Consider the following 20,721-nt stretch of genomic DNA (forward strand, 5'->3'; position numbering starts at 1 on the left):
TCCCTTCGGGTCAGCCGACCACGTGCGCGCCGCGCACAGGTCCGTGGACGTGCAGCGCGGCGTAGCCGCTCGCGCTCAAACCGACCTGCAGTTCGAGGGCGTGCTCGGGGTCGCCGGCGAGAAAGGCCGTCGTCGGCCCCGAACCCGACACGAGTCCGGCCAGAGCGCCCGCGCGCTCCCCCGCCGCGAGCAGGTCCCCCAGTTCGGGGCGCATGCTGAGCGCGGCGGCCTGCAGGTCGTTGCGCACGCCGTGCGCGAGCAGCTCGGGGTCGCCGCACCGCAGCGCCTGCAGCACGACCGGCTCCACTTCCGGCCCGCGCGGCTGCGGGGCGATGTCGGGAGCGTCCTGGTCGCGCAGCTCGTCGAGCCGGCCGTACACGGCGGGAGTCGACAGGCCGCCGTCGTCGACGGCGAGCACCCAGTCGAATCGGGCCCGCGCGAGGGCGGGGCTGAGCCGGTCGCCGCGCCCCGTGCCGACCGCGGCGCCGCCCATCAGCGCGAACGGCACGTCGGCGCCGAGGCGGGTGGCCAGCCGGTGCAGCTCGGCGGCGCCGAGACCTCCGTCCCACAGGGCGTCGCACGCGACGAGGGCGGCCGCGGCATCCGCCGACCCGCCGCCCATGCCGCCCGCCACGGGCACGTGCTTCACGATGTCGAGGTGCACGCCTTCGCCTGTCTTCAGCCGCTTCGCGACCGCGCGCGCGGCGCGCAGCGCGAGGTTGCGGTCGTCTTCGGGCACCGTCGAGACATCCACCGTTCCGCTCACCGACACCGAGAAGTCAGCCGCCGGGGTTGCCCAGACCTCCTCGTACAGCGACACCGCCTGGTAGACGGAGGCGACATCGTGGTAGCCGTCGTCTTGCCGCGCGCCGACCTCGAAGAAGAGGTTGAGCTTGCCCGGGGCGCGCACGTGCACCGGGCCGTCGAGCACGGAAAGCGCCATCCGTCAGCCCTCCGTCGTCTCCAGCACGGCGGTCACAACGTGCTCGACCCCGCCCACAGGTCGACGTCGATCGCGTCGGCGAGGCCGTCGACCTCCTGCAGCTCCTCCTGCGTGAGCGCCGGGCCGTTCAGCGCGGCGAGGTTCTCGTCGAGCTGCGCGGGGCTGGACGCGCCGATGAGCGCCGAGGTGACGACCGGGTCGCGCAACACCCACTGGATCGCGAGCTGTGCGAGCGTCTGCCCGCGTCCGCGCGCGATCGCGTCGAGCCCGCGAAGGGCGGCAAGGCCCCGCTCGGGGAGGCGGCCCTCCGGCAGCGACGAGCGCTGCTGGGCGCGCTGCGCGGTGCCGTCGCCGAGGTACTTGCTCGTCAGCAGGCCCTGCGCGAGCGGAGTGAACGCGATCGCTCCCATGCCCTCCTGGCGCAGCACGCCGGTGAGCCCATCCTCGATCCAGCGGTTGAGGATCGAGTAAGCCGGCTGGTGGATGACCAGCGGTGTGCCGAGGCTGCGGGCGACCGCCTTCGCCGCGGCGGTGCGCTCGGCGCTGTACGACGAGATGCCCACGTACAGCGCCTTGCCCTGCCGCACGAGGGTGTCAAGCGCGCCGATGGTCTCCTCGATCGGGGTCACCGGGTCGACGCGGTGGGAGTAGAAGATGTCGACGTACTCCAGGCCCATGCGGTCCAGGGACTGGTCGGCGCTGGCCAGGATGTACTTGCGGCTCCCGAGGTCGCCGTACGGCCCGGGCCACATGTCCCAGCCCGCCTTCGACGAGATGACGAGCTCGTCTCGGTACGGCCGGAAGTCCTCGGCGAAGATGCGGCCGAAGTTCTTCTCGGCCGAGCCGTAGGGCGGGCCGTAGTTGTTCGCGAGGTCGAAGTGGGTGATGCCGTGGTCGAACGCGTGGCGCAGCAGCGCGCGCTGGTTGTCGAGCGGGATGTTGTCGCCGAAGTTCCACCACAGGCCGAGCGAGATCGGCGGCAGGTAGAGCCCGGACGAGCCGACCTGCCGGTACTGCGTCGACGCGTAGCGGGCGTCGGCCGCGGTGTACGGGCGATGAATGTCGGAAACGTCCGAGCGAAAGCGCGATGCGGGGTCTGTCACGCTCTCGACCCTAGCGTGGCGGCTTGCGGGGCCGGCGGCGTAGGATGCCCCCTATCGGCTCGTCACACTGAGGAGGACGTGCTATGCGTGCTCGCCCACGCGCACTGGTCGCGCTGATGGCACTGGCCGCGCTCGTGCTGGGGCTGCTCACCGCGGCGCCCGCCCACGCCGCCGGCACAGCCACCATTTCCGGCACGATCACGGGGCCAGGCGGCGCGCCACTGGTCGGGGTGAGCACGTTGCACATCCAGTTGCAGGAGGACGCGGAGGACTGGTGGCTCGACGCGCAGGATGTCACGCTCGGCGCCGGTGAGACCGACTACGAGTTCTCAGGACTCGGATTCGGCCTGTACCGGATCGTGGTCGAGGCTTCCGGCGGCGACTACGCCGCGCGCACGTTGTCGGACGCGTTCTGGACCGACCCGCCCAGTCCCCTCACCTTCGACGTCGCACTGACCGCCGGCGCCGCCGTGTCGGGGGAGGTGACGAGCCCTGACGGGTCGATCCCGTCCGTGCCGGTGACCGTGGAAGCGCAGCGGTACGACCTTCAAGACGCGGAGGACTGGGTGACCGAGGGCGCCCAGCAACTCGCTGCGGGCGAGAGCGCGTTCGAGATCCGCAATCTGCCGGCCGACGACGACTACCGCATCCGGCTCGTCCCCGACGACCCGTACGTCGTGTCCTATTCGGAAGGATTCACGTTGGAGCCCGGCTGGCACCTTTCCGGAGTCGGGTTGAGCCTGTCCCTGCCGGCGACGGTCTCCGGCACGATCGTCGGCGACCCGAAGGACCCGACATCGTCATTCCTCCGCGTCTACCGGATGTCTCGCGGCACGTGGCGGTGGTTGCGAGATGTCGAGCTGGGGCGCCATCCGACCGTATTCGAGGTGACGGGATTGCCGTCGGGGACCTACCGGCTCGGGATCGACCGATGCTTCACGAAGAACTACTACTCGGCCGCGTTCGAGCTGGCCTCGGGAGAATCAGAGACGGGCGTGGCCATCACGACGCCCAAAAGCTGCGCCCAGGCCACGACGCTGAAGGCTGCCGTCACGCCGGGCAAGAGGAAAGCGAAATTCTCCGTGACCGTCTCGGCGAAGGGCGTGCTGCGCAGCCGGATCGACGGCAAGGTCCACATCGTGCGCAAGGGCAAGACGCTTGCCACCGCAACAGTGCGCCAAGGTAAGGCGACGCTGAAGATCGCGCACCAGAAGCCGGGCACGAAGACCTATCGGATCGTGTACAAGGGCAGCGTCTTCGCGAAGCCGGCCACGAAGAAGATCAAGGTCAGAATCAAGTAGCCCCGGCGTCGGTGCGCGCGACGCGGAGGAAGTCGTCGACCGCGAGCTGCTCGCCGCGCGCCGTCGGCGCGACATCCGCCCGCTCCAGAATCTCCGCCGCGGATGCCGCCGAGCCACCGCCGAGCACACCCGACAGCGCCTGCCGCAGCATCTTGCGCCGCTGCTGGAACGCCGCGTCCACGAGCGCGAACGTGCGGCGGCGCTCGTCGTCGTCTCCGCGCGGGAGGGAGTCGCGCTCGAACGCGACGAGCACGCTGTCGACGTTGGGCACGGGCCAGAAAACGTGCCGCGACACGTGCCCGGCGAGCCGCCACGGCCCGTACCACGCGGCCTTCGCGCTCGGCGCGCCGTACACCTTCGATCCGGGCGGGGCGGCGAGCCGCTCGCCCACCTCGGCCTGGACCATCACCACACCGCGCTCGATCGCCGGGAACGTCTCGAGGAAGTGCAGCAGCACGGGCACCGACACGTTGTACGGCAGGTTGGCCACGAGCACGGTGGGGTCGCCGGGAAGCTCGGTGATCCGGAGGGCGTCGGCGTCGACCACCGTGAGCGCGCCGTGGGGAACGCCGTGCGCGGTCGCCGTCTCGGCGAGGCGAGCGGCGAGGCGATGGTCGATCTCGACGGCGGTGACGTACGCGCCCGTCTCCAACAGCGCGAGGGTCAGCGATCCGAGCCCCGGGCCGACCTCGACCACGTGCTCGCCCGGTCGCACGCCCGCGGTCTGGACGATGCGACGCACGGTGTTGGCGTCGACGACGAAGTTCTGCCCGAGCTTTTTGGTCGGTGTCACGTCGAGTTCGCCGGCGAGCGCGCGGATCTCGGCGGCGCCGAGCAGGGTCACGGGCATGGTCTCCACAGTACCGAGCGCGGTGCGCGCTTTGCCGGGGCGCCTTTGCCGGAGCGCTTTTGCCGGGGCGCTTTTGCCGTGGCGTATTCACCTCCGCGCTCCCTCACGCTCTGATCACGCTGGAGATCAGAGCGTGAGGGAGCCGGAACCTGCTCCCCCGGCACCGCGGGGCCCGGTCGGGCCGTGCTCACGCTTTGATCGCGGGGGAGATCAGAGCGTGAGGGCGGGCGGGGCACGAAGCCGGGGCGGGGCGCGACGCCAAATCATAGGATGGCCTGGTGCCCTCCCTCGGCGAGCTCATCGCACCGCGCCGCATGGGCACCGACTTCCGGTGGCTGCTCGCGTCAATGACCTCGTCGCCGGTGCTCGTGGCCTCCGGCGCCATGCTGCAGTTCCTGCCGTGGCTGCTGTTCGGCCTGCACGCCGGGGCGATCGCCGACCGATTCGACCGGCGCCGGCTCGTGATGCTCGCCAACGCGATGCGCGCGATCGTCGTGCTCGCGCTGTGCGTCTTCCTCGTTACGGGCATCGCGAATGTCTGGGTCGTGCTCGCCTGCGCGTTCCTCTTCGGCACGGCCGAGGTCTTCGTCGACACCACGAGCAGCACCCTGCTGCCGATGCTCGTGCGCACCGACGACCTCAGCACCGGCAACGCGCGCCTGCAAATAGGGTTCATCGTCGCGAACGAGTTCGCCGGTCCCCCCATCGGCGCGTTCCTGTTCGCCGCGGGCCACGCGTGGCCTTTCCTGGTCCACGCGATCTGCGTCGCGGCCGCGATCCTCCTCATCGCGCGCATCGCGCACACGCCCGTGCCGGATCTGCCCGAAGGGCGCCGCCCCGTGCGCAGCGACATCGCCGACGGCGTGCGCTGGCTGTGGCGCAACCCGCCGGTGCGCACGCTCGTGCTGACGATCCTCGCGTTCAGCGTCATGTGGGGGGCTCCGTGGGGCGTCCTCGTGCTCTACGCCACTGAGCACCTCGGCATGGGACCGATCGGCTTCGGCGCGCTCACGACCGCGGCGGCCGTCGGCGGGATCGTCTCGAGCATGAGCTTCGGATGGCTCGAGCGCCACCTCTCGTTCGCCACCCTCATGCGCGTGTGCCTGTCATGCGAAGCGCTCATGCACCTCGGGTTCGCCCTCACCACGGCCGGCTGGGTCGCGATGCTCATTGTGTTCGGCTTCGGCCTGTACGCGTTCGTGTGGACCACGATCTCCAACACCGTGCGGCAGCGCCTCGTGCCGCACGAGCTGCAGGGGCGCATCTCGTCGGTGAACATGGTCGGCGTCTTCGGCGGCATGGTGGTCGGCCAGGCCCTCGGCGGCGTCATCGCCCAGATCTGGGGGCTCACCGCCCCCCTGGTGGTTCGCGTTCGCGGGCGCGGCGATCACGCTCGCTCTCGTGTGGCGCCAGCTCACGCACATCGCGGCGGAGCGCCCCGCCGCTCCCCCGGCTCAGAACGGGCCGTAGACGGCGAGCGTGTTCGCCGCCACCTGGGCGCACAGCTCGTCGAGGTCGGCGCCCAGCTCGTCCGCGATGAAGCGCATCGTCACCGGCACGAGATAGGGCGCGTTCGGCCGGCCGCGATATGGCACCGGCGTCAAGAACGGCGCGTCGGTCTCGACCAGGGTGCGCTCGCGCGGCGTCACGGCCAGCGCGTCGCGCAGATTCTGGGCGTTCTTGAACGTCACGTTCCCCGCGAAGCTCAGATAGTAGCCGCGCTCGGCGCACACGCGCGCCATGTCGGCGCCGCCGGAGAAGCAGTGGAACACCGTGCGGTCGGGCGCGCCGACGCGCAGCAACGTCTCGAGCACCGCGTCGTGCGCGTCGCGATCGTGGATCTGCATCGCCAGGCCGTGCTTCTTGGCCAGCGCGATGTGCGCCTCGAAGCTGGAGAACTGCGCGGCGTGCCCCTCCTCCCCCGTGCGAAAGAAGTCGAGGCCGGTCTCGCCGATCGCGCGCACGCGCGGCTGGGCCGCCAGCTCGTCGATGACGGCGATCGCCTCGTCGAGGCGGTCGGCGGCCGCGTAGGCGGGCGCCTCGTTCGGGTGGATGGCGACCGCCGCAAGCACGCGAGGATGCGACGCCGCGGCATCCGCCGACCACACGCTCGACTCGATATCGCCGCCCGCCTGCACGACGCCGACGACGCCGACCTCCGCCGCGCGGCGCAGCTGCTCGTCCAGGCTCAGCCCGCCATCGTCGCGCGACGGGCCGTCGGCGATCTCCAGGTGGGCGTGGTTGTCGTACACCGGCACCGCCAGCGGCTCGGGCGGCGGCGGGTAGGAGACATCCCGCTCGCCCTTCTCGCGCTTGCGCACGTACTGCGACGGATCAATCACGCCGGCTGCTCGACGCGGGGGAACAGCGGCGCGAGGCCGTTCACCGACGTGCCCGGCCGCAGCGCGCCCCACGCGCCGGCCTCGCGGATCGGCTGGTCGACGAGCCGCCCGAGCGACTCGGCCGCGCCGAGCGCGACCCACAGCTTCTCGGTGGCGATCGGCATCACCGGCGACAGCAGCACCGCGAGGGCGCGCAGCCCCTCGGCGGCCGTGTAGAGCACGGTGCCCAGGCGCGCGCGCTGCGCGGGGTCTTTCGCGAGCGCCCATGGCTCGTTCTCGGTGATGTACAGGTTTAGCGCGTCGACGATCGTCCAGACCGCCGCGATCGCCTCGTCGATGCGGAACTTCTCGATCGCCGCGTCGGCCGCGGCCGCGGCATCCGCCACCGTCCGCTGGATCGCGAGATCGCGGTCCTCGTACGCGGCAGGCGGCGGCACGATGCCCTCGAAGTACCGCTCGACCATCGCGGTCGTGCGCGACGCCAGGTTGCCGAAGCCGTTGGCCAGCTCGGCCTGGTAGCGCGCGGAAAGGTCCTCCCACGAGAACGACCCGTCCTGCCCGAACGCGATCGCCGACAAGAAGTAGAAGCGGTAGGCGTCCGAGCCGAACACGTCGGTGATCTCGGTGGGCGCGATGCCGGTCAGCTTCGACTTCGACATCTTCTCACCGCCGACCAGCAGCCAGCCGTGCGCGAACACGCCGCGCGGCACCTCGAGCCCCGCCGCCATGAGCATCGCGGGCCAGATCACGGCGTGGAAGCGCAGGATGTCTTTGCCGACGATGTGGTGCGCCGGCCACCACCGCTCGAACTCGCCGCCCCCGCCGCCTGAGCCTGCCGAAGGGCCGTACCCGATCGCGGTGACGTAGTTGAGCAGCGCGTCGACCCACACGTAGATGACGTGCGTCTGGTCCCACGGCACCTGGATGCCCCAGTCGAACGCCGAGCGCGAGATCGAGAGGTCTTTGAGCCCCTGCCGGACGAACGCGACGACCTCGTTGCGCGCCGACTCGGGGCGCACGAAGTCGGTCGTCTCGTACAGGTCGAGCAGGGCGTCTTGGAACTCGCTGAGCTTGAAGAAGTAGTTCTTCTCGTGCAGCAGCTCGAGCGGCTTGGAGTGGATGGCGCACACCTTCAAGCCCTCGAACGGCCCCGTGCCGTCGACGATCTCGGACTCGGGCTTGAACTCCTCACAGCCGACGCAGTACAGGGCCTCGTACTCGCCGGCGTAGATGTAGCCGCGGTCGTAGATCGCCTGCACGAACTGCTGCACGCGCTCCTCGTGGCGGGGCTGGGTGGTGCGGATGAAGTCGTCGTTGGCGACATCCAGCGTCTCCAACAGCGGGAACCACGACTCGGTGACGAGCTTGTCGACCCACTCTTGCGGCGTGACGCCGTTCGCCGCGGCGGCCCGCAGCATCTTCTGGCCGTGCTCGTCGGTGCCGGTGAGCATCCAGGTGTCGTCGCCGGCCTGGCGATGCCAGCGGGCCAGCGTGTCGGCGGCGACCGTCGTGTAGCCGTGGCCGATGTGGGGCACGTCGCTCGGGTAGTAGATCGGCGTCGTGATGTAGAAGCTGCGGCCGGATGTCACCCGACGATTCTATTTCGACGGGATGCCGCCGCTCGCCGTGTGACGCCCGACCCCCGCCGACCCCCGGTCGTTGAGCGAGGACGCGCGCAGCGCGCCCGAGGCGAAACGCGGCGCGGGGTCCTCAGCGCTTGACGGCGAGGGCAGCCTGGTACAGCTCGCGCGTGGAGTGGCCGGTGAGCGCCGACACCTCGGCGGCGGCGTCCTTCAGACGCCCGCCCGACCGCACGAGCTCGAGCACCTGCCCGACGGCGTCGTCCACCGCGACCTCGACCGACGGCGCGCCGGCGACGACCACCACGACCTCGCCGCGCACTCCGGCATCCGCCCACGCCGCCAGCTCCGCCAGCGTGCCGCGCGCCGTCTCCTCGTGCAGCTTGGTCAGCTCGCGGCTGACCGAGGCGCGCCGGTCAGCGCCGAACGCGTCGGCCATGTCGGCGAGGGTCGCAGCGACCCGGGTGGGCGCCTCGAAGAACACCATCGTGCGCGGCTCGCGGCCAAGCGCCCGCAGCGCGGCGCGGCGCTCGCCCGGCTTGCGGGGCACGAACCCCTCGAACGTGAAGCGATCGGTGGGAAGCCCCGACACCGCGAGCGCCGTCGGCACCGCGCTCGGCCCGGGCAGCGCCGTCACGGCGACGCCGGCGGCGACAGCGGCCGCGACCAGCCCGTAGCCGGGGTCGGACACGGTGGGCATCCCGGCATCCGACAGCACGAGCAGGTCGTCGTCGCGCGCCAGCTCGACGAGCTCGGCCGCGCGCTGCTTCTCGTTGTGGTCGTGCAGCGCGATCAGCCTCGGCCGGTTGGCGACGCCCAGCGCGGACAGCAGCCGCTGCGCTGTGCGCGTGTCTTCCGCGGCGACCGCCTTCGTCGTCTCGAGAGCCTCCACGAGCCGCCGCGACGCGTCGCCGAGGTTGCCGATCGGCGTTGCCGCGAGGATGATCACCCGCCCAGCTTAGGCTTGAGCCCGTGACCGCCGAGGCTGAGCCGAGCACCGGGCCGCTCGTGGCCGACAGGCCCGAGCCGCTGCTGCCGCCCGCGCCGCCGCGCTGGTGGGAGCTGCGGCTGCTGTGGCTGCACGACCCGCGCGCGCGGCGCGTGTACGACTGGCTCGCTCCGGCGCTGGTGGTCCTGCTGGCAGCCGTGCTGCGGCTGGGCGATCTCGCGCACCCGCACGCGCTGGTCTTCGACGAGACCTACTACGTCAAAGACGCGTGGACGCTCATGAATCTCGGCTACGAGTCTTCGTGGCCCGAAGGGGCGGACGCGCGCTTCCTCGAGGGCGACGTGGACATCTACTCGACGGACCCGAGCTTCGTCGTGCACCCGCCGCTGGGCAAGTGGATCATCGCGCTCGGCATGATGCTGCTCGGCCCCGGATCGGGGTGGGGATGGCGCTTGACCACGGCGCTTGCCGGAGTCGCCGCCGTGGCGCTGCTGTTCGCGATCGGCAAGCGGTTGACCGGGTCGACCACCGTGGGCGTGGTCGCCGCGTTCTTCCTCGCGATCGACGGGCTCGGCATCGTCATGAGCCGCGTCGCGCTGCTCGACAACACGCTCATGCTGTTCGTGCTGCTCGCGTTCTGGTTCGTGCTGCTGGACCGCAGGCGAATGCGGGAGCGAATCCTCGACGCGGTGGCGGCGCGCGGGGCGGAGGAGCCCGTCGCGTGGGGCCCCGTGCTGTGGAACCGCCCGTGGGTGCTCGCCGCCGGCGCCGCCGCGGGCGCCGCGTGCGCGGTGAAGTGGTCGGGCGTGTACGTGCTGGCGGGGCTCGGCGTCTACCTCGTCGTCAGCGACGCGCTCGCCCGGCGGCAGGCGGGGGTCTCGTTCTGGCCGGCGGATGCCGCGCTGCGGCAGGCGCCGGTGTCGTTCTTGCTGCTGGTTCCCGTCGCCGTCGCCGTCTACCTCGCGTCGTGGACGGGATGGCTCGTGACCTCGGGCGGCTACTCGCGCGACGCCGACCCGAATCCGCTGGTCGCGCTGTGGAAGTACCACGTCGCGATGTACGACTTCCATATCGGGCTGACCAGCGAGCACGCGTACGCGACGCCGGCGTGGGCGTGGCCGCTGCTGACCCGGCCGACCTGGATGTACTGGCATCTCACCGATGAGGGCGTCGCGGGGTGCGCGAGCCCCGGCGGATGCCCCGAGTCGATCAGCTCGGTGCCGAATCCGATCCTGTGGTACTCGGCGGTCGCCGCCGTGCTGTGGATCGCGTACCGCTTCGCGGTGACCCGCGACTGGCGGCACGGCTTCGTGCTCACCGGAATCGCCGCGACGTACGTGCCGTGGCTGCTGTACCCGGAGCGGACGATCTTCCAGTTCTACACAGTGGTCGTCCTGCCGTTCATGCTGCTGGCGCTGGCTCTCGCACTGCGCGAGATCGCGGGAGCACCCGGCTCGCCGCCCGAGCGAAAGCAGTCGGGACGCTGGGTCGCGCTGGTCTTCCTCACCGTCGCCACCCTCCTTTCGGCGTTCTTCTACCCGGTCTGGGCGGGCTGGGAAGTGCCGTACGAGTTCTACCGGCTGCACAACTGGATGCCGAGTTGGGTGTGAGTCGCGCCGGAACGGCGAAACTGGCGTAATCTCGACACTCGTGACGATACGAATCGAGAAGGTCGACCTGCCCGGCATCGGCGTGCGCAACGACCTGGTGACCGAGAGCGGCAACCGCTTGGGCGTCGTCTCGTTCCGCGACGGCGAGCGCGTGCTCGCGATCTACGACGCGGACGACCCCGACGCGTGCCGCTACTCGATTCCGATCACCGAGGACGAGGCCGAGGCGCTCGCCGACATGTTCGGCGCGTCGGTGGCGATCACCCGCCTCACCAAGCTCAGCGACGAGACCGACGGCCTCTACACCGAGAAGATCAAGCTCGGCGGCGACTCCCCGTTCGCGGGCAAGACCCTCGGCGACACCAAGATGCGCACCCGCACGCACGTGTCGATCGTCGCCCTGCTGCGCGACCGGAAGGTGATCCCGTCGCCGACGCCCGCGGAGCCCCTCGTGGCCGGCGACATCATTGTCGCAGTGGGCACGCGCAACGGCCTCGACGCGGCGATGCGGCTCATCGATCACGGACCCGCGTAACCGGGCCCGCGCCGATGCACGACACCACTCTCATCGTCATCGAGGTCGGCGCTCTGCTGCTCGGCATGAGCCTGCTCGGCCGGCTCGCCATGCGGTTCGGCATCTCGCCCATCCCGTTCTACCTCGTCGCCGGACTCGTGTTCGGCCGCGGCGGCGTCCTTCCCCTCGACGCGAGCACCGAGTTCTTCGAGATCGGGTCGGAGATCGGCGTCATCCTGCTGCTTGTCCTCCTCGGCCTCGAGTACTCCGCCGACGAGCTGCTGCGCGGACTCACCCGCTCGAAAGTGGCGGGCATTCTCGACGCGCTCCTGAACGCGCTCCCGGGCGCGGCGTTCGCCCTCATCATGGGCTGGGGGCCCGTGGCGGCGTTCGCGGTCGCCGGCATCTGCTGGGTCACCTCGTCAGGCGTGACGGCCAAGCTGCTGCGCGACCTCGGGCGCGTCGGCAACCGCGAGACCCCCGTCATCTTGTCCATCCTCGTCATCGAGGATCTGGCGATGGCGTTCTACCTGCCGGTCCTGTCGGCGCTCGTCATCGGCGTGAGCCTGCTGCGCGGCGCCGTCACGGTGGCCATCGCCGTCGGAGTGGTCGTGCTCATCCTGTTCATCGCGCTGCGGTTCGGGCACATCGTCTCCCGGCTGTTCACCCCCGACCACCCCGAGCCGCTCGTGCTCGGCGTGCTCGGGCTCACGATGCTCATCGCGGGGCTCGCCGCCGAAGTGAACGTGTCGGCGGCGGTCGGCGCGTTCCTCGTCGGCATCGCGCTGTCGGGCCGGGTCGCGCACAGCGCGCAAGAGGTGCTGAGCCCCCTGCGCGACCTGTTCGCGGCGGTGTTCTTCGTGTTCTTCGGGCTCGCCACCGACGCGTCTCAGCTGCTCGAGATGCTCGTGCCCGGGCTGATCCTCGCCGCGATCACGATGACGACCAAGATCGCCACCGGCTACTTCGCCGCGAAGCGCTCCGGAATCGGCCTTCCGGGCCGCTGGCGCGCCGGGATCACCCTCACGGTGCGCGGCGAGTTCTCCATCGTCATCGCCGGCATCGCGGCCGGCACCGCGCCGCACCTGGCGCCGCTGGCCGCCGTCTACGTGCTGGCGACGATCATCGGCGGAACGCTGCTGGCGCGCGTGCCCGACAGCCGCCGGTTCAAGGGCCTCATGCGCGCCGCGGCGGCGAAGGCCAAGGCAGTGGACGCCCGCGGCCGCTGAGCAGCACGCGCACCGCTGCGAAGCGTGGGCCATCCGGTCGTTTCTGCCTTCTCCAAATCTCCTGATCTCGCGTCGTCAGGACGATCTGGTGGCCAAGCGTCCTGACTGCGCGAAATAGCCTGATCTGGCGAAACCGGAACCGGCTCGCTCAGGGGCCGAGTTCGTTTGGATCCGTGACCGGGAGCCGACACGCGAAGCCACGGCAGTCGTACGCGGTCGGCACGCCGCCGGCGAGCGCCTTGCCCTCGAACAGCGTGAAGCCGGCGCGCGCGAACGCGTCCGCCTGCGCGGGCGTGACGACGGCGACGACGTCGGCGGGGATGCCGCGCGCGGCGCGCGCCAGCGCGGCATCCGGGTCGTCTGCCACCACGACGAGCTGGCGCGGGGCGCGGAGGAGGTCGTGGGCCGTGCGCAGCAGCGCGCCGAACCCGATCGGCTCGGCAAGGGCGCGAGCGCATGCCGCGCACACGCGCTCGGCCGCGGCATCCCGATACCGCTCCCCGACGCCGAGCGTCCACAGCGCACGGCACGCGGCGGCGAGCGCCGACGGGCCCGACGGCAGCGTGCCGTCGTCTCCGTCTGCCGGAGCACGAACGCCCTGCGCGGCCAGCGTCGCGTCGGGCTCGATGCCCGCCAGCGCGCGGTCGACGAGCGCCCGCGCGCGCACCGCGTACGCCGCCTCGCCCGTTGCCGCCGCCAACGCGAGCAGCCCGTCGGCCAGCAGTGCGTAGTCGTCGAGCGCGGCCGGCGCGCGGGACGGGATGCCGTCGAGCGCGGCGCGCACGAGCCCGCCGTCGCGCGTGACGTGGGTGTCGAGCACCGCGTCGGCGGCCCGGCGGGCGGAGTCGAGGGCGTGCGTCGCGTCGGGCAGCCGGAGGGCAGCCCGAGCGAGCGCTCCGATCGCGAGGCCGTTCCAGCCGGTGACGACCTTGCCGTCGACGGCGGGGGGCACGAGCTCCGCGCGCGCCGCGGCATCCCGCGCGTAGTAGCCGCCCTCGTCTCTGGCGCCGTCGATGACCGACTCGCAGTCTTGCGCGGCGCCGAACCCGCCGCCCGGGCGCTGCAGCACATCGCGCAGGAAGCCGACGACGCCGCGAGCGGTCTCGTCGTCGCCCTCGTCGAGCGCGACGTCGAGGAGGCCGGCGTTGTCGGTCAGCATGCGCTCGAAGTGCGGGACCGTCCAGTCGGGCCGCGTCGCGTAGCGGAAGAACCCGCCGTCGACCGGGTCGCGCAGCTCGGACGCCGCCATCGCGCGAAACGCCCGCGCCGCGACCGCGGCGGCGTCGGGCGCGTCGCCGTGCAGCGACTGCAAGAACCGCAGCGCGGGAACCGTGGGGAACTTGGGGCCCGAGCGGCCGAAGCCGCCGTGCACGGGGTCTTCGAGCGCGACGAGCCGTGCCGCGGCGGCCACGAGGTCGTCGCGGGTGGGCAGCCCTTCGACGGGCTCAGGGGACGCGACAGGCTCAGGGGACGCGACAGGCTCAGGGGACGCGACAGGCTCAGGGGAGGGGGACGCCGCGGAGGCGAGCGCGCCGACGAGCGCCGCGCCGGTCTGCTCGACTCCCTCGCGGCGGGTGGTCCAGGCATCCCGCACGGCCGCGAGCACCTGCCGGAACGCGGGCATGCCCGACTGCGGCCGGAGCGGCCAGTACGTGCCGGCGAAGAAGGGGTGTCCGTCCGGGGTCGTGAACACCGTGAGCGGCCAGCCCAGGTTCTTGGTGAACGCCCCCGCCGCGGCGAGGTACGCGGCATCCACTTCCGGGTGCTCCTCACGGTCGACCTTGACGCTCACGAAGCCGGCGTTGAGCTCCGCGGCCGTCTCGGGGTCGGCGAACGACTCCCGCGCCATGACATGGCACCAGTGGCACGTCGAGTAGCCGATCGAGACCATCACCGGCACGTCGCGCTGCCGCGCCTGGGCGAACGCCTCGTCCCCCCACGGGAACCAGTCCACCGGGTTGTCCGCGTGCTGAAGCAGGTAGGGACTCGTCGCGGTGGCGAGACGGTTAGCCATTTCGCTGACTCCTGACGAGTGGCATGTGTATCGTTCTGGGGCCTGGTGGCCCTCGGTCCCTGATTCTGCCGAGGGACCTGACCGTCAGCCTACGAGGGCACCGAGAGCAGCCAGTCGCCAGGTGCCGATCACTCCCGATTCTGTCGTGAGCTGGGATGTCATCCGGCGAGCCGTCGATGCCAATCCGTCACCGGGACGCTTCCTGCTCACAGGTTCCGCATCACCGGCCGGAGTCGATACCCATTCCGGGGCGGGGCGGATCGTCCCCATCCGCATGCCATCCGCAATGCTGCTCCGCCGGGCGTGGGAAACAAGCCCTCTCTGACGACGACGCTGCCTTGGCGTGATCTGCTCACCCGGCTCTGGATTCTCGACCCAGTGCCCGCATGGCTGCCCTCCAACAACAAGTTCAAGGAGCTCGCGTCGTCCGATAAGCACCATCTCGTCGACCCGGCCCTGGCAGCACGGCTCCTCCAGATCACCTCGCGAAAGTTGCTCGGCGGCGAGCAGCCCGAGCCAGCCATCCCCCGCGACGGCACCTTCCTCGGCGCGCTGTTCGAGAGCCTCATCGCGTTGAACCTGCGTGTTTACGCACAGGCCGCCGAAGCCGATGTGCATCACCTGCGCACACAACGCGGCGAACGCGAAGTCGACTTCATCGTGATCGGCCCGGACGGCGGCATCGTCGCAGTCGAGGTCAAGCTCTCGACTGCGGTGCATCCCGATGACACGAGACACCTCACGTGGTTGCGGGAGCGTGTCGGAGACCAACTCCTCGACGCGGTCATTGTCACTACTGGCACCGAGGCGTACCGCCGCGCGGACGGTATCGCTGTCATCCCTGCCGCGCTTCTCGGGCCGTAAGACCGCCCGCGCGCGACTCAGTCCACGTCGTCGGGGTGCGCCGAGACGCGGCCCGAGCCGTCGCCGGGGTCGAGCGCGTCGATGCCGCGCATCTCGGCATCGGTCAGCTCGAAGCCGAACACGTCGATGTTCTCCTCGAGCCGCGCGCGGCGCACCGACTTCGGGAACACGATGAAACCGTGCTGGATGTGCCAGCGCAGCACCGCCTGGGCGGGGGTGACGGCGTGCGCCGCCGCCGCGGAGGCGACCGGCTCCGCGCCGAACAGGTCGTACTTGCCCTGGCCGAGCGGGCCCCACGCCTCGACGCGCACGTCGTGCGCCGCCGCCCAGTCCGCCACCTCGCGCTGCTGGTAAGCCGGGTGCAGCTCGATCTGGTCGACGACGGGCACGACGCCGGTGGCCGCGACGATGCGCTCCAGGTGCGGCACGAGGAAGTTCGACACGCCGATGCTCGTCGCACGCCCCCGCTCGCGGATGCCGATGAGCTTCTCCCACGCGTGCACGTAGTTGTCGCGCATCGGGGTCGGCCAGTGCACGAGGTACAGGTCGACCCGGTCGAGGCCGAGCTTCGACAGGCTCTCGTCGATCGCCGCGTCAGGCTCGTCGCCGTCGTGCCGGTCGTTCCACAGCTTGGTCGTGACGAACAGCTCGTCGCGCGGGATGCCGCTGGCGGCGATCGCCGCGCCCACGCCCTCCTCGTTGCCGTAGATCGCGGCGGTGTCGATGTGCCGGTAGCCGACCTCGAGCGCCTCCGACACGGCGCGCTCGGTGTCGGCCGGCGGCACCTTGAACACGCCGTAGCCGAGCTGGGGGATGGTGTTGCCGTCGTTGAGCGTGATCTGCGAGACCGTCATTCCCCCAGCCTACGAGCACTCGGATGTCGGAGGATCGGCCGGGTGTCGGAGGATCGGCGCGAAATGCTCCGACATTCGCGCGATTCTCCGACGTTCGCGCGCGGCGGGGCGCGGCCTACGATGGAGGGCTGTGTCCGAGCCCGTGATCTCCTACCCGCCGGAGCTGCCCGTCAGCGCCGCGCGGGACGAGATCGCGCGCGCGATCGGCGAGAACCAGGTCGTGATCGTGGCCGGCGCGACCGGCTCGGGAAAGACGACGCAGCTGCCGAAGATCTGCCTCGAACTCGGCCGCGAGCGCATCGCGCACACCCAGCCGCGCCGCATCGCCGCGCGCACGATCGCCGAGCGCATCGCCGAAGAGCTGCGCGTGCCGCTCGGCACGACCGTCGGGTACAAGGTGCGCTTCACCGACAAGGTGTCGCCCGACACGCGCGTCGCGCTGATGACCGATGGCATCCTGCTCAACGAGATCCACCGGGACCGGATGCTGCGCCGCTACGACACCGTCATCGTCGACGAGGCGCACGAGCGGTCGTTGAACGTCGACTTCCTCCTCGGCTACCTCAAGCGGCTGCTGCCGAAGCGCCCCGACCTCAAGGTGGTCATCACGAGCGCGACGATCGACCCGGAGTCGTTCTCGCGGCACTTCGACGACGCGCCGATCGTCGAAGTTTCTGGCCGCACCTACCCCGTCGAGATCCGCTACCGGCCTCCGGTTCGCGAAACTCCTTCGAATCGCGACGATTCGTCGCGCGGTGCCCGCGCTGCAGACCGCATCGCGACGAGTCGGAGGAGTTCTGCAGACGCCGACGAGGTGGATGGCATTCTCGCCGCGCTGCGCGAGCTCGACACCGAACCGGATGGCGACGTGCTGGTGTTCCTCCCCGGCGAGGCGGAGATCAGAGACGCGATGGATGCCGTTCGCGGCATGTATGCGAAGGACGTTCGGCCGACCGAGGTGCTGCCGCTCTACGGGCGGCTGTCGGCCGCCGAGCAGCACCGGGTGTTCGAGCGCCCTTCGACAAGCTCAGGGACCAAGACGACAAGCTCAGGGACCGAGACGACAAGCTCAGGGACCGAGACAAGGGCCGGGAAAGGCAGGCTCGCGGGGGTGCGGCGACGCGTGATCCTCGCGACGAACGTCGCCGAGACCAGCCTGACCGTCCCCGGCATCCGCTACGTCGTCGACGTCGGCACCGCGCGCATCTCGCGGTACAGCAACCGCAGCAAAGTGCAGCGCCTGCCCATCGAGGCCATCTCGCAAGCGTCGGCGCAGCAGCGCTCGGGCCGCGCCGGGCGCACCTCGCCCGGGATCGCGATCCGGCTCTACGCGGAGGACGACTTCGAGCGGCGACCCGAGTACACCGAGCCCGAGATCCTGCGCACGAGCCTCGCGTCGGTCATTCTGCAGATGCTGTCGCTGGGCTTCGGCGACATCCTGTCGTTCCCGTTCCTCACTCCCCCCGACTCGCGCGGTGTGCGCGCGGCGTTCGACCTGCTCATCGAGTTGGGGGCGGTGCGCCCTTCCCTTCGACAGGCTCAGGGCCGCGGCCCTTCGACAAGCTCCGGGGCCGGAAGCGGGGCCGGCTGGACGCTGACTGCGCTGGGCCGCGAGCTTGCCCGACTGCCGATCGACCCGCGCTTCGCCCGCATGCTCGTCGAGGCACGCCGCACGGGCGTGCTGCGTGACGTCACCGCGATCGTCGCCGGCCTGTCGATCCAGGACGTGCGCGAGCGGCCGGAAGAGCAGCGCGAGGCGGCCGACCGGTCGCACGCGCGATTCCGCGACCCGACCAGCGATTTCCTCAGCATCCTGAACCTGTGGAACCACCTCCGCGAGCAGCAGCGCGAGCTGGGCTCGAGCGCCTTCCGGCGGATGTGCCGCAGCGAGTTCGTGAACTATGTGCGCGTGCGGGAATGGTTCGACGTGCACCGACAGCTGCAGTCGCTTCTCGGGAACCGGCCGCCCCGCGAGCCGCAGGCGAGACGAAACGCGGCGACCGAAGCGACAGGCGACGAGTCCGATCACCGCGTTTCGTCTCGCTCGCTTCGCTCGCTCGCGGGGCGACCGGAAGGAACGACCGATCCGGACGCCGTGCACAAAGCGATCCTCGCGGGACTGCTGTCGCACATCGGGGTGCTGGCCCTTCGACAAGCTCAGGGACCGGACGCGAAGCGCTCCCCCGACTACCTCGGGGCGCGGGGCGCGCGCTTCGCGATCTTCCCCGGCTCGGGGCTGCGCAAGAAGCGGCCGCAGGCCGTGATGGCCGCCGAGCTCGTCGAGACATCCCGCCTCTTCGCGCGCACCGTCGCCGCGATCGACCCGGCGTGGGCCGAGCCGCTCGCGGGAGACCTCGCGAAGCGCCAGGTGAGCGACCCGCACTGGTCGAAGGATGCCGGTGCCGCCGTCGCCGCGGAGAAGGTCACCTTGTTCGGCGTCGAGATCGTTCCGCGCCGGCGTGTGCAGTTGGCCCGCACCGACCGCCCGCTGGCGCGCGAGCTGTTCGTGCGCCACGCGCTCGTGGACGGCGAGTGGAACGCGCAGCACCTCGACAAGCGGCTGACCGCGTTCGCGCGCCGAAACGTCGAGCTGCGACGCGCGCTGGAGCGCATCGAGGAGCGCGAGCGCCGCCGCGACATCCTCGCCGGCGACGAGGCGGTCTTCGCGTTCTACGACGCGCGCATTCCTCCGGACGTGTTCGACGTGCGGTCTTTCGAGGCGTGGTGGCGGGACGCCTCGCAGCGCACACCGCGGCTTCTCGACCTGGCCGAAGCAGACCTCGTCGACGACGCGACGCGGGCGGCGGAGCGCGACTTCCCGATGCGCTGGCAGCAGGGCGACCAGGTGCTGTCTCTGGCGTACCGCTTCGAGCCCGGAGCGCCCGACGACGGCGTCACGGTGGTCGTGCCGCTGGCGCTGCTGGCGCAAGTGCGCCCCGACGGGTTCGACTGGCAAGTGCCGGGGCTGCGCGACGAGCTGATCGCGGGCTTGATCCGCTCGCTGCCGAAGGCGATCCGGCGGCACGTGGTGCCCGCAGCCGACTGGGCGGCGAAGCTCGCGGCAGAGCTCGACGGGCAGGGCCCCGAGTCGCACGACGGGTTGCCGCCCGTCGGGCTGCGCGACGCGCTCGCCTCGCGCATCCAGCGCGTCGCGAACCAGCCGGTGTCGGCGGCCGACTTCGACCTGGAGCGGGTGCCCGCGCACTTGCGCGTGTCGTTCCGCGCGGTCGACGGCCGAGGCCGCGTCGCGGGGTCGGACCACGACCTCGCCGCCTTGCAGGCCCGGCTTGCCGGGCGCGCGCGGGATGCCGTGAGCCGTTCGCTGAGCGGCTCCCCGGTCGCCCCGCGAGTGAGCGAAGCGACCGAGACGAAACGCGGCGACCAACCGCGACACGACGGCGACGGCGCGTTTCGTCTCGCTTCGCACGCTCAACGACCGGGGGGCGCTTCGCTCGCCGGGCGACCGGGGGGCGCTTCGCTTGCGGGGCGACCGGGGGATGCTTCGCTCGCGGGGCGACCGGGGACACAGTTCGCCGAGCGCGCCGGCCTTGCCGAGTGGGACTTCGACGTGCTCCCCGACGTCGTCGACACGCGCGTGGCGGGTGGCGTCGTGCGCGGCTACCCCGCCATCGTCGACGACGGGGCGTCGGTGCGCCTGCGCATCGAGGCGACGCCGGAGGCGGCGGCATCCACCACCGTCGGCGGAGTCCGCCGGCTCGTCCTGCTGTCCACCCCGTCGCCGGCGGCGTACGTGCTCGACCACCTCACGTCGGCGGAGAAGCTCGCGCTCGCGACCTCGCCCTACCAGAACGCGAAGGCGCTTGTCGAAGACTGCCGCGTCGCGGTGGCCGACGCCGTCATCCGCCGCTGCGCGCCGTCCGGCATGGTGCGCACGAGGGCCGAATACGAGGCGGTGCGCGACGCGTTCGCCGCGGCCTCGGTGGACGAACTGTTCGCGTGCGTGTCGCTCGTGGCGAGAATCCTCACGCGCGCGCGGGATGTCGAGAGGGCCCTCAAGCAGCAGACCAGCATGGCGCTGCTCGGCCCGCTCGGCGACATCCGCAGCCAGTTGGCCGGGCTCGTGTTCGCCGGCTTCGTCTCCCGCGCGGGAGTCGCGCGGCTCGCGCACTTCCCGCGGTATCTCGAGGGGATGCTGGTGCGCTTGCAGGGCCTCACCGACAACCCGGGGCGCGACCGGGCGTGGCTGACCGAGTTCGAGCGGGCCGCGGCGCTGTACGCCGAGGCGGGCGGCGCCGTGCCGCCCGAGGTGGATGCCTCCGACGCCGTCGTGCGCGCGCGGTGGCTGCTCGAGGAGTACCGGATCAGCCTCTTCGCGCAACGCCTCGGCACGGCAGAGCCCGTGTCGCCGCAGCGCATCGCGAAGGCCCTCTCCCCCGGCTCCTGAGCTTGTCGAAGGGCCCGGTCGTCGCCGGCCCCTGAGCTTGTCGAAGGGCCCCCGACCCTCGCAAGCCACCCGGCCCTTCGACAAGCTCAGGGACCAGAGACGCCCTTCGACAAGCTCAGGGACCGGGAGCGCCTTCAACAAGCTCAACGAGCGTGCGGGAATA

14 protein-coding genes and 1 pseudogene are annotated in these 20,721 nt (G+C 71.3%); 7 read left to right on the forward strand and 8 right to left on the reverse strand.

Features of this window, described 5'->3' with window-relative positions; all coding sequences use genetic code 11:
- Window positions 1-10 precede the first annotated feature (10 nt).
- Together QM611_RS05570 and QM611_RS05575 are read right to left on the reverse strand one after the other, a co-directional pair.
- A complete protein-coding gene (locus QM611_RS05570) occupies window positions 11-943 on the reverse strand; it encodes a 4-(cytidine 5'-diphospho)-2-C-methyl-D-erythritol kinase (protein WP_415078913.1) in 933 nt (310 codons plus the stop codon).
- A 32-nt stretch (window positions 944-975) separates the two neighbouring features.
- Complete coding sequence (locus tag QM611_RS05575) at window positions 976-2,046, reverse strand: aldo/keto reductase (protein WP_415078914.1); 1,071 nt, start codon at window positions 2,044-2,046, stop codon at window positions 976-978.
- A gap of 83 nt (window positions 2,047-2,129) precedes the next feature.
- Here QM611_RS05575 and QM611_RS05580 point away from each other — a divergent pair, with 83 nt between their 5' ends.
- Window positions 2,130-3,347 carry a carboxypeptidase-like regulatory domain-containing protein gene (locus tag QM611_RS05580; RefSeq protein WP_415078915.1) on the forward strand — a complete coding sequence of 406 codons (1,218 nt, stop codon included), beginning with the start codon at window positions 2,130-2,132 and terminating at the stop codon, window positions 3,345-3,347.
- Here QM611_RS05580 and rsmA read toward each other — a convergent pair.
- Window positions 3,340-4,197 (reverse strand): 16S rRNA (adenine(1518)-N(6)/adenine(1519)-N(6))-dimethyltransferase RsmA, encoded by an 858-nt coding sequence (gene rsmA, locus QM611_RS05585; RefSeq protein WP_415078916.1) that lies wholly within the window; start codon window positions 4,195-4,197, stop codon window positions 3,340-3,342. The genes QM611_RS05580 and rsmA overlap by 8 nt on opposite strands.
- A gap of 314 nt (window positions 4,198-4,511) precedes the next feature.
- Here rsmA and QM611_RS05590 point away from each other — a divergent pair.
- Window positions 4,512-5,667 (forward strand): annotated as a pseudogene (locus QM611_RS05590) (MFS transporter).
- Here the strand turns inward: QM611_RS05590 and QM611_RS05595 are convergent.
- The 3 genes from QM611_RS05595 to rsmI form a co-directional block, all read right to left on the reverse strand.
- Entirely contained in the window at window positions 5,652-6,539 is an 888-nt protein-coding gene (locus tag QM611_RS05595) for a TatD family hydrolase (RefSeq protein WP_415078917.1), read from the reverse strand. The pseudogene QM611_RS05590 and the gene QM611_RS05595 overlap by 16 nt on opposite strands.
- Window positions 6,536-8,128, reverse strand: a complete 1,593-nt coding sequence (metG, locus tag QM611_RS05600; RefSeq protein ID WP_415078918.1) for a methionine--tRNA ligase — start codon at window positions 8,126-8,128, stop codon at window positions 6,536-6,538. The genes QM611_RS05595 and metG overlap by 4 nt, the downstream gene beginning before the upstream one ends.
- A gap of 121 nt (window positions 8,129-8,249) precedes the next feature.
- On the reverse strand, window positions 8,250-9,068 hold the full coding sequence (gene rsmI / locus QM611_RS05605) for a 16S rRNA (cytidine(1402)-2'-O)-methyltransferase (protein ID WP_415078919.1): 819 nt from the start codon (window positions 9,066-9,068) through the stop codon (window positions 8,250-8,252).
- 23 nt (window positions 9,069-9,091) lie between these two features.
- Between rsmI and QM611_RS05610 the strand changes: the two genes are divergently transcribed.
- Genes QM611_RS05610 through QM611_RS05620 form a run of 3 tightly spaced genes read left to right on the forward strand, consistent with a single transcriptional unit; the run spans window position 9,092 to window position 12,421 of the window.
- Complete coding sequence (locus QM611_RS05610) at window positions 9,092-10,678, forward strand: dolichyl-phosphate-mannose--protein mannosyltransferase (protein ID WP_415078920.1); 1,587 nt, start codon at window positions 9,092-9,094, stop codon at window positions 10,676-10,678.
- Window positions 10,679-10,718: 40 nt separating this feature from the next.
- On the forward strand, window positions 10,719-11,213 hold the full coding sequence (locus tag QM611_RS05615; RefSeq protein WP_415078921.1) for a cation:proton antiporter regulatory subunit: 495 nt from the start codon (window positions 10,719-10,721) through the stop codon (window positions 11,211-11,213).
- A gap of 14 nt (window positions 11,214-11,227) precedes the next feature.
- Window positions 11,228-12,421 (forward strand): cation:proton antiporter, encoded by a 1,194-nt coding sequence (locus tag QM611_RS05620; RefSeq protein WP_415078922.1) that lies wholly within the window; start codon window positions 11,228-11,230, stop codon window positions 12,419-12,421.
- 148 nt (window positions 12,422-12,569) lie between these two features.
- Here the strand turns inward: QM611_RS05620 and QM611_RS05625 are convergent, their stop codons facing one another.
- Window positions 12,570-14,435 carry a thioredoxin domain-containing protein gene (locus tag QM611_RS05625; protein ID WP_415078923.1) on the reverse strand — a complete coding sequence of 622 codons (1,866 nt, stop codon included), beginning with the start codon at window positions 14,433-14,435 and terminating at the stop codon, window positions 12,570-12,572.
- A 303-nt stretch (window positions 14,436-14,738) separates the two neighbouring features.
- On the opposite strand from QM611_RS05625, the gene QM611_RS05630 reads away from it, so the two are divergent.
- The gene (locus QM611_RS05630; RefSeq protein ID WP_415078924.1) at window positions 14,739-15,299 is read left to right on the forward strand and encodes an ATP-binding protein; all 561 of its coding nucleotides are present in this window, start codon (window positions 14,739-14,741) and stop codon (window positions 15,297-15,299) included.
- Between the two features lie 17 nt (window positions 15,300-15,316).
- Here QM611_RS05630 and QM611_RS05635 read toward each other — a convergent pair whose 3' ends face one another.
- Window positions 15,317-16,153 carry an aldo/keto reductase gene (locus tag QM611_RS05635; protein ID WP_415078925.1) on the reverse strand — a complete coding sequence of 279 codons (837 nt, stop codon included), beginning with the start codon at window positions 16,151-16,153 and terminating at the stop codon, window positions 15,317-15,319.
- 130 nt (window positions 16,154-16,283) lie between these two features.
- Here QM611_RS05635 and QM611_RS05640 point away from each other — a divergent pair, with 130 nt between their 5' ends.
- Window positions 16,284-20,558: a DUF3418 domain-containing protein gene (locus QM611_RS05640; protein ID WP_415078926.1), complete on the forward strand. Its 4,275-nt coding sequence runs from the start codon at window positions 16,284-16,286 to the stop codon at window positions 20,556-20,558.
- The last annotated feature ends 163 nt before the right edge of the window (window positions 20,559-20,721 follow it).

Source organism: Microbacterium sp. (genome assembly GCF_047606685.1).
Lineage (GTDB): Bacteria > Actinomycetota > Actinomycetes > Actinomycetales > Microbacteriaceae > Microbacterium.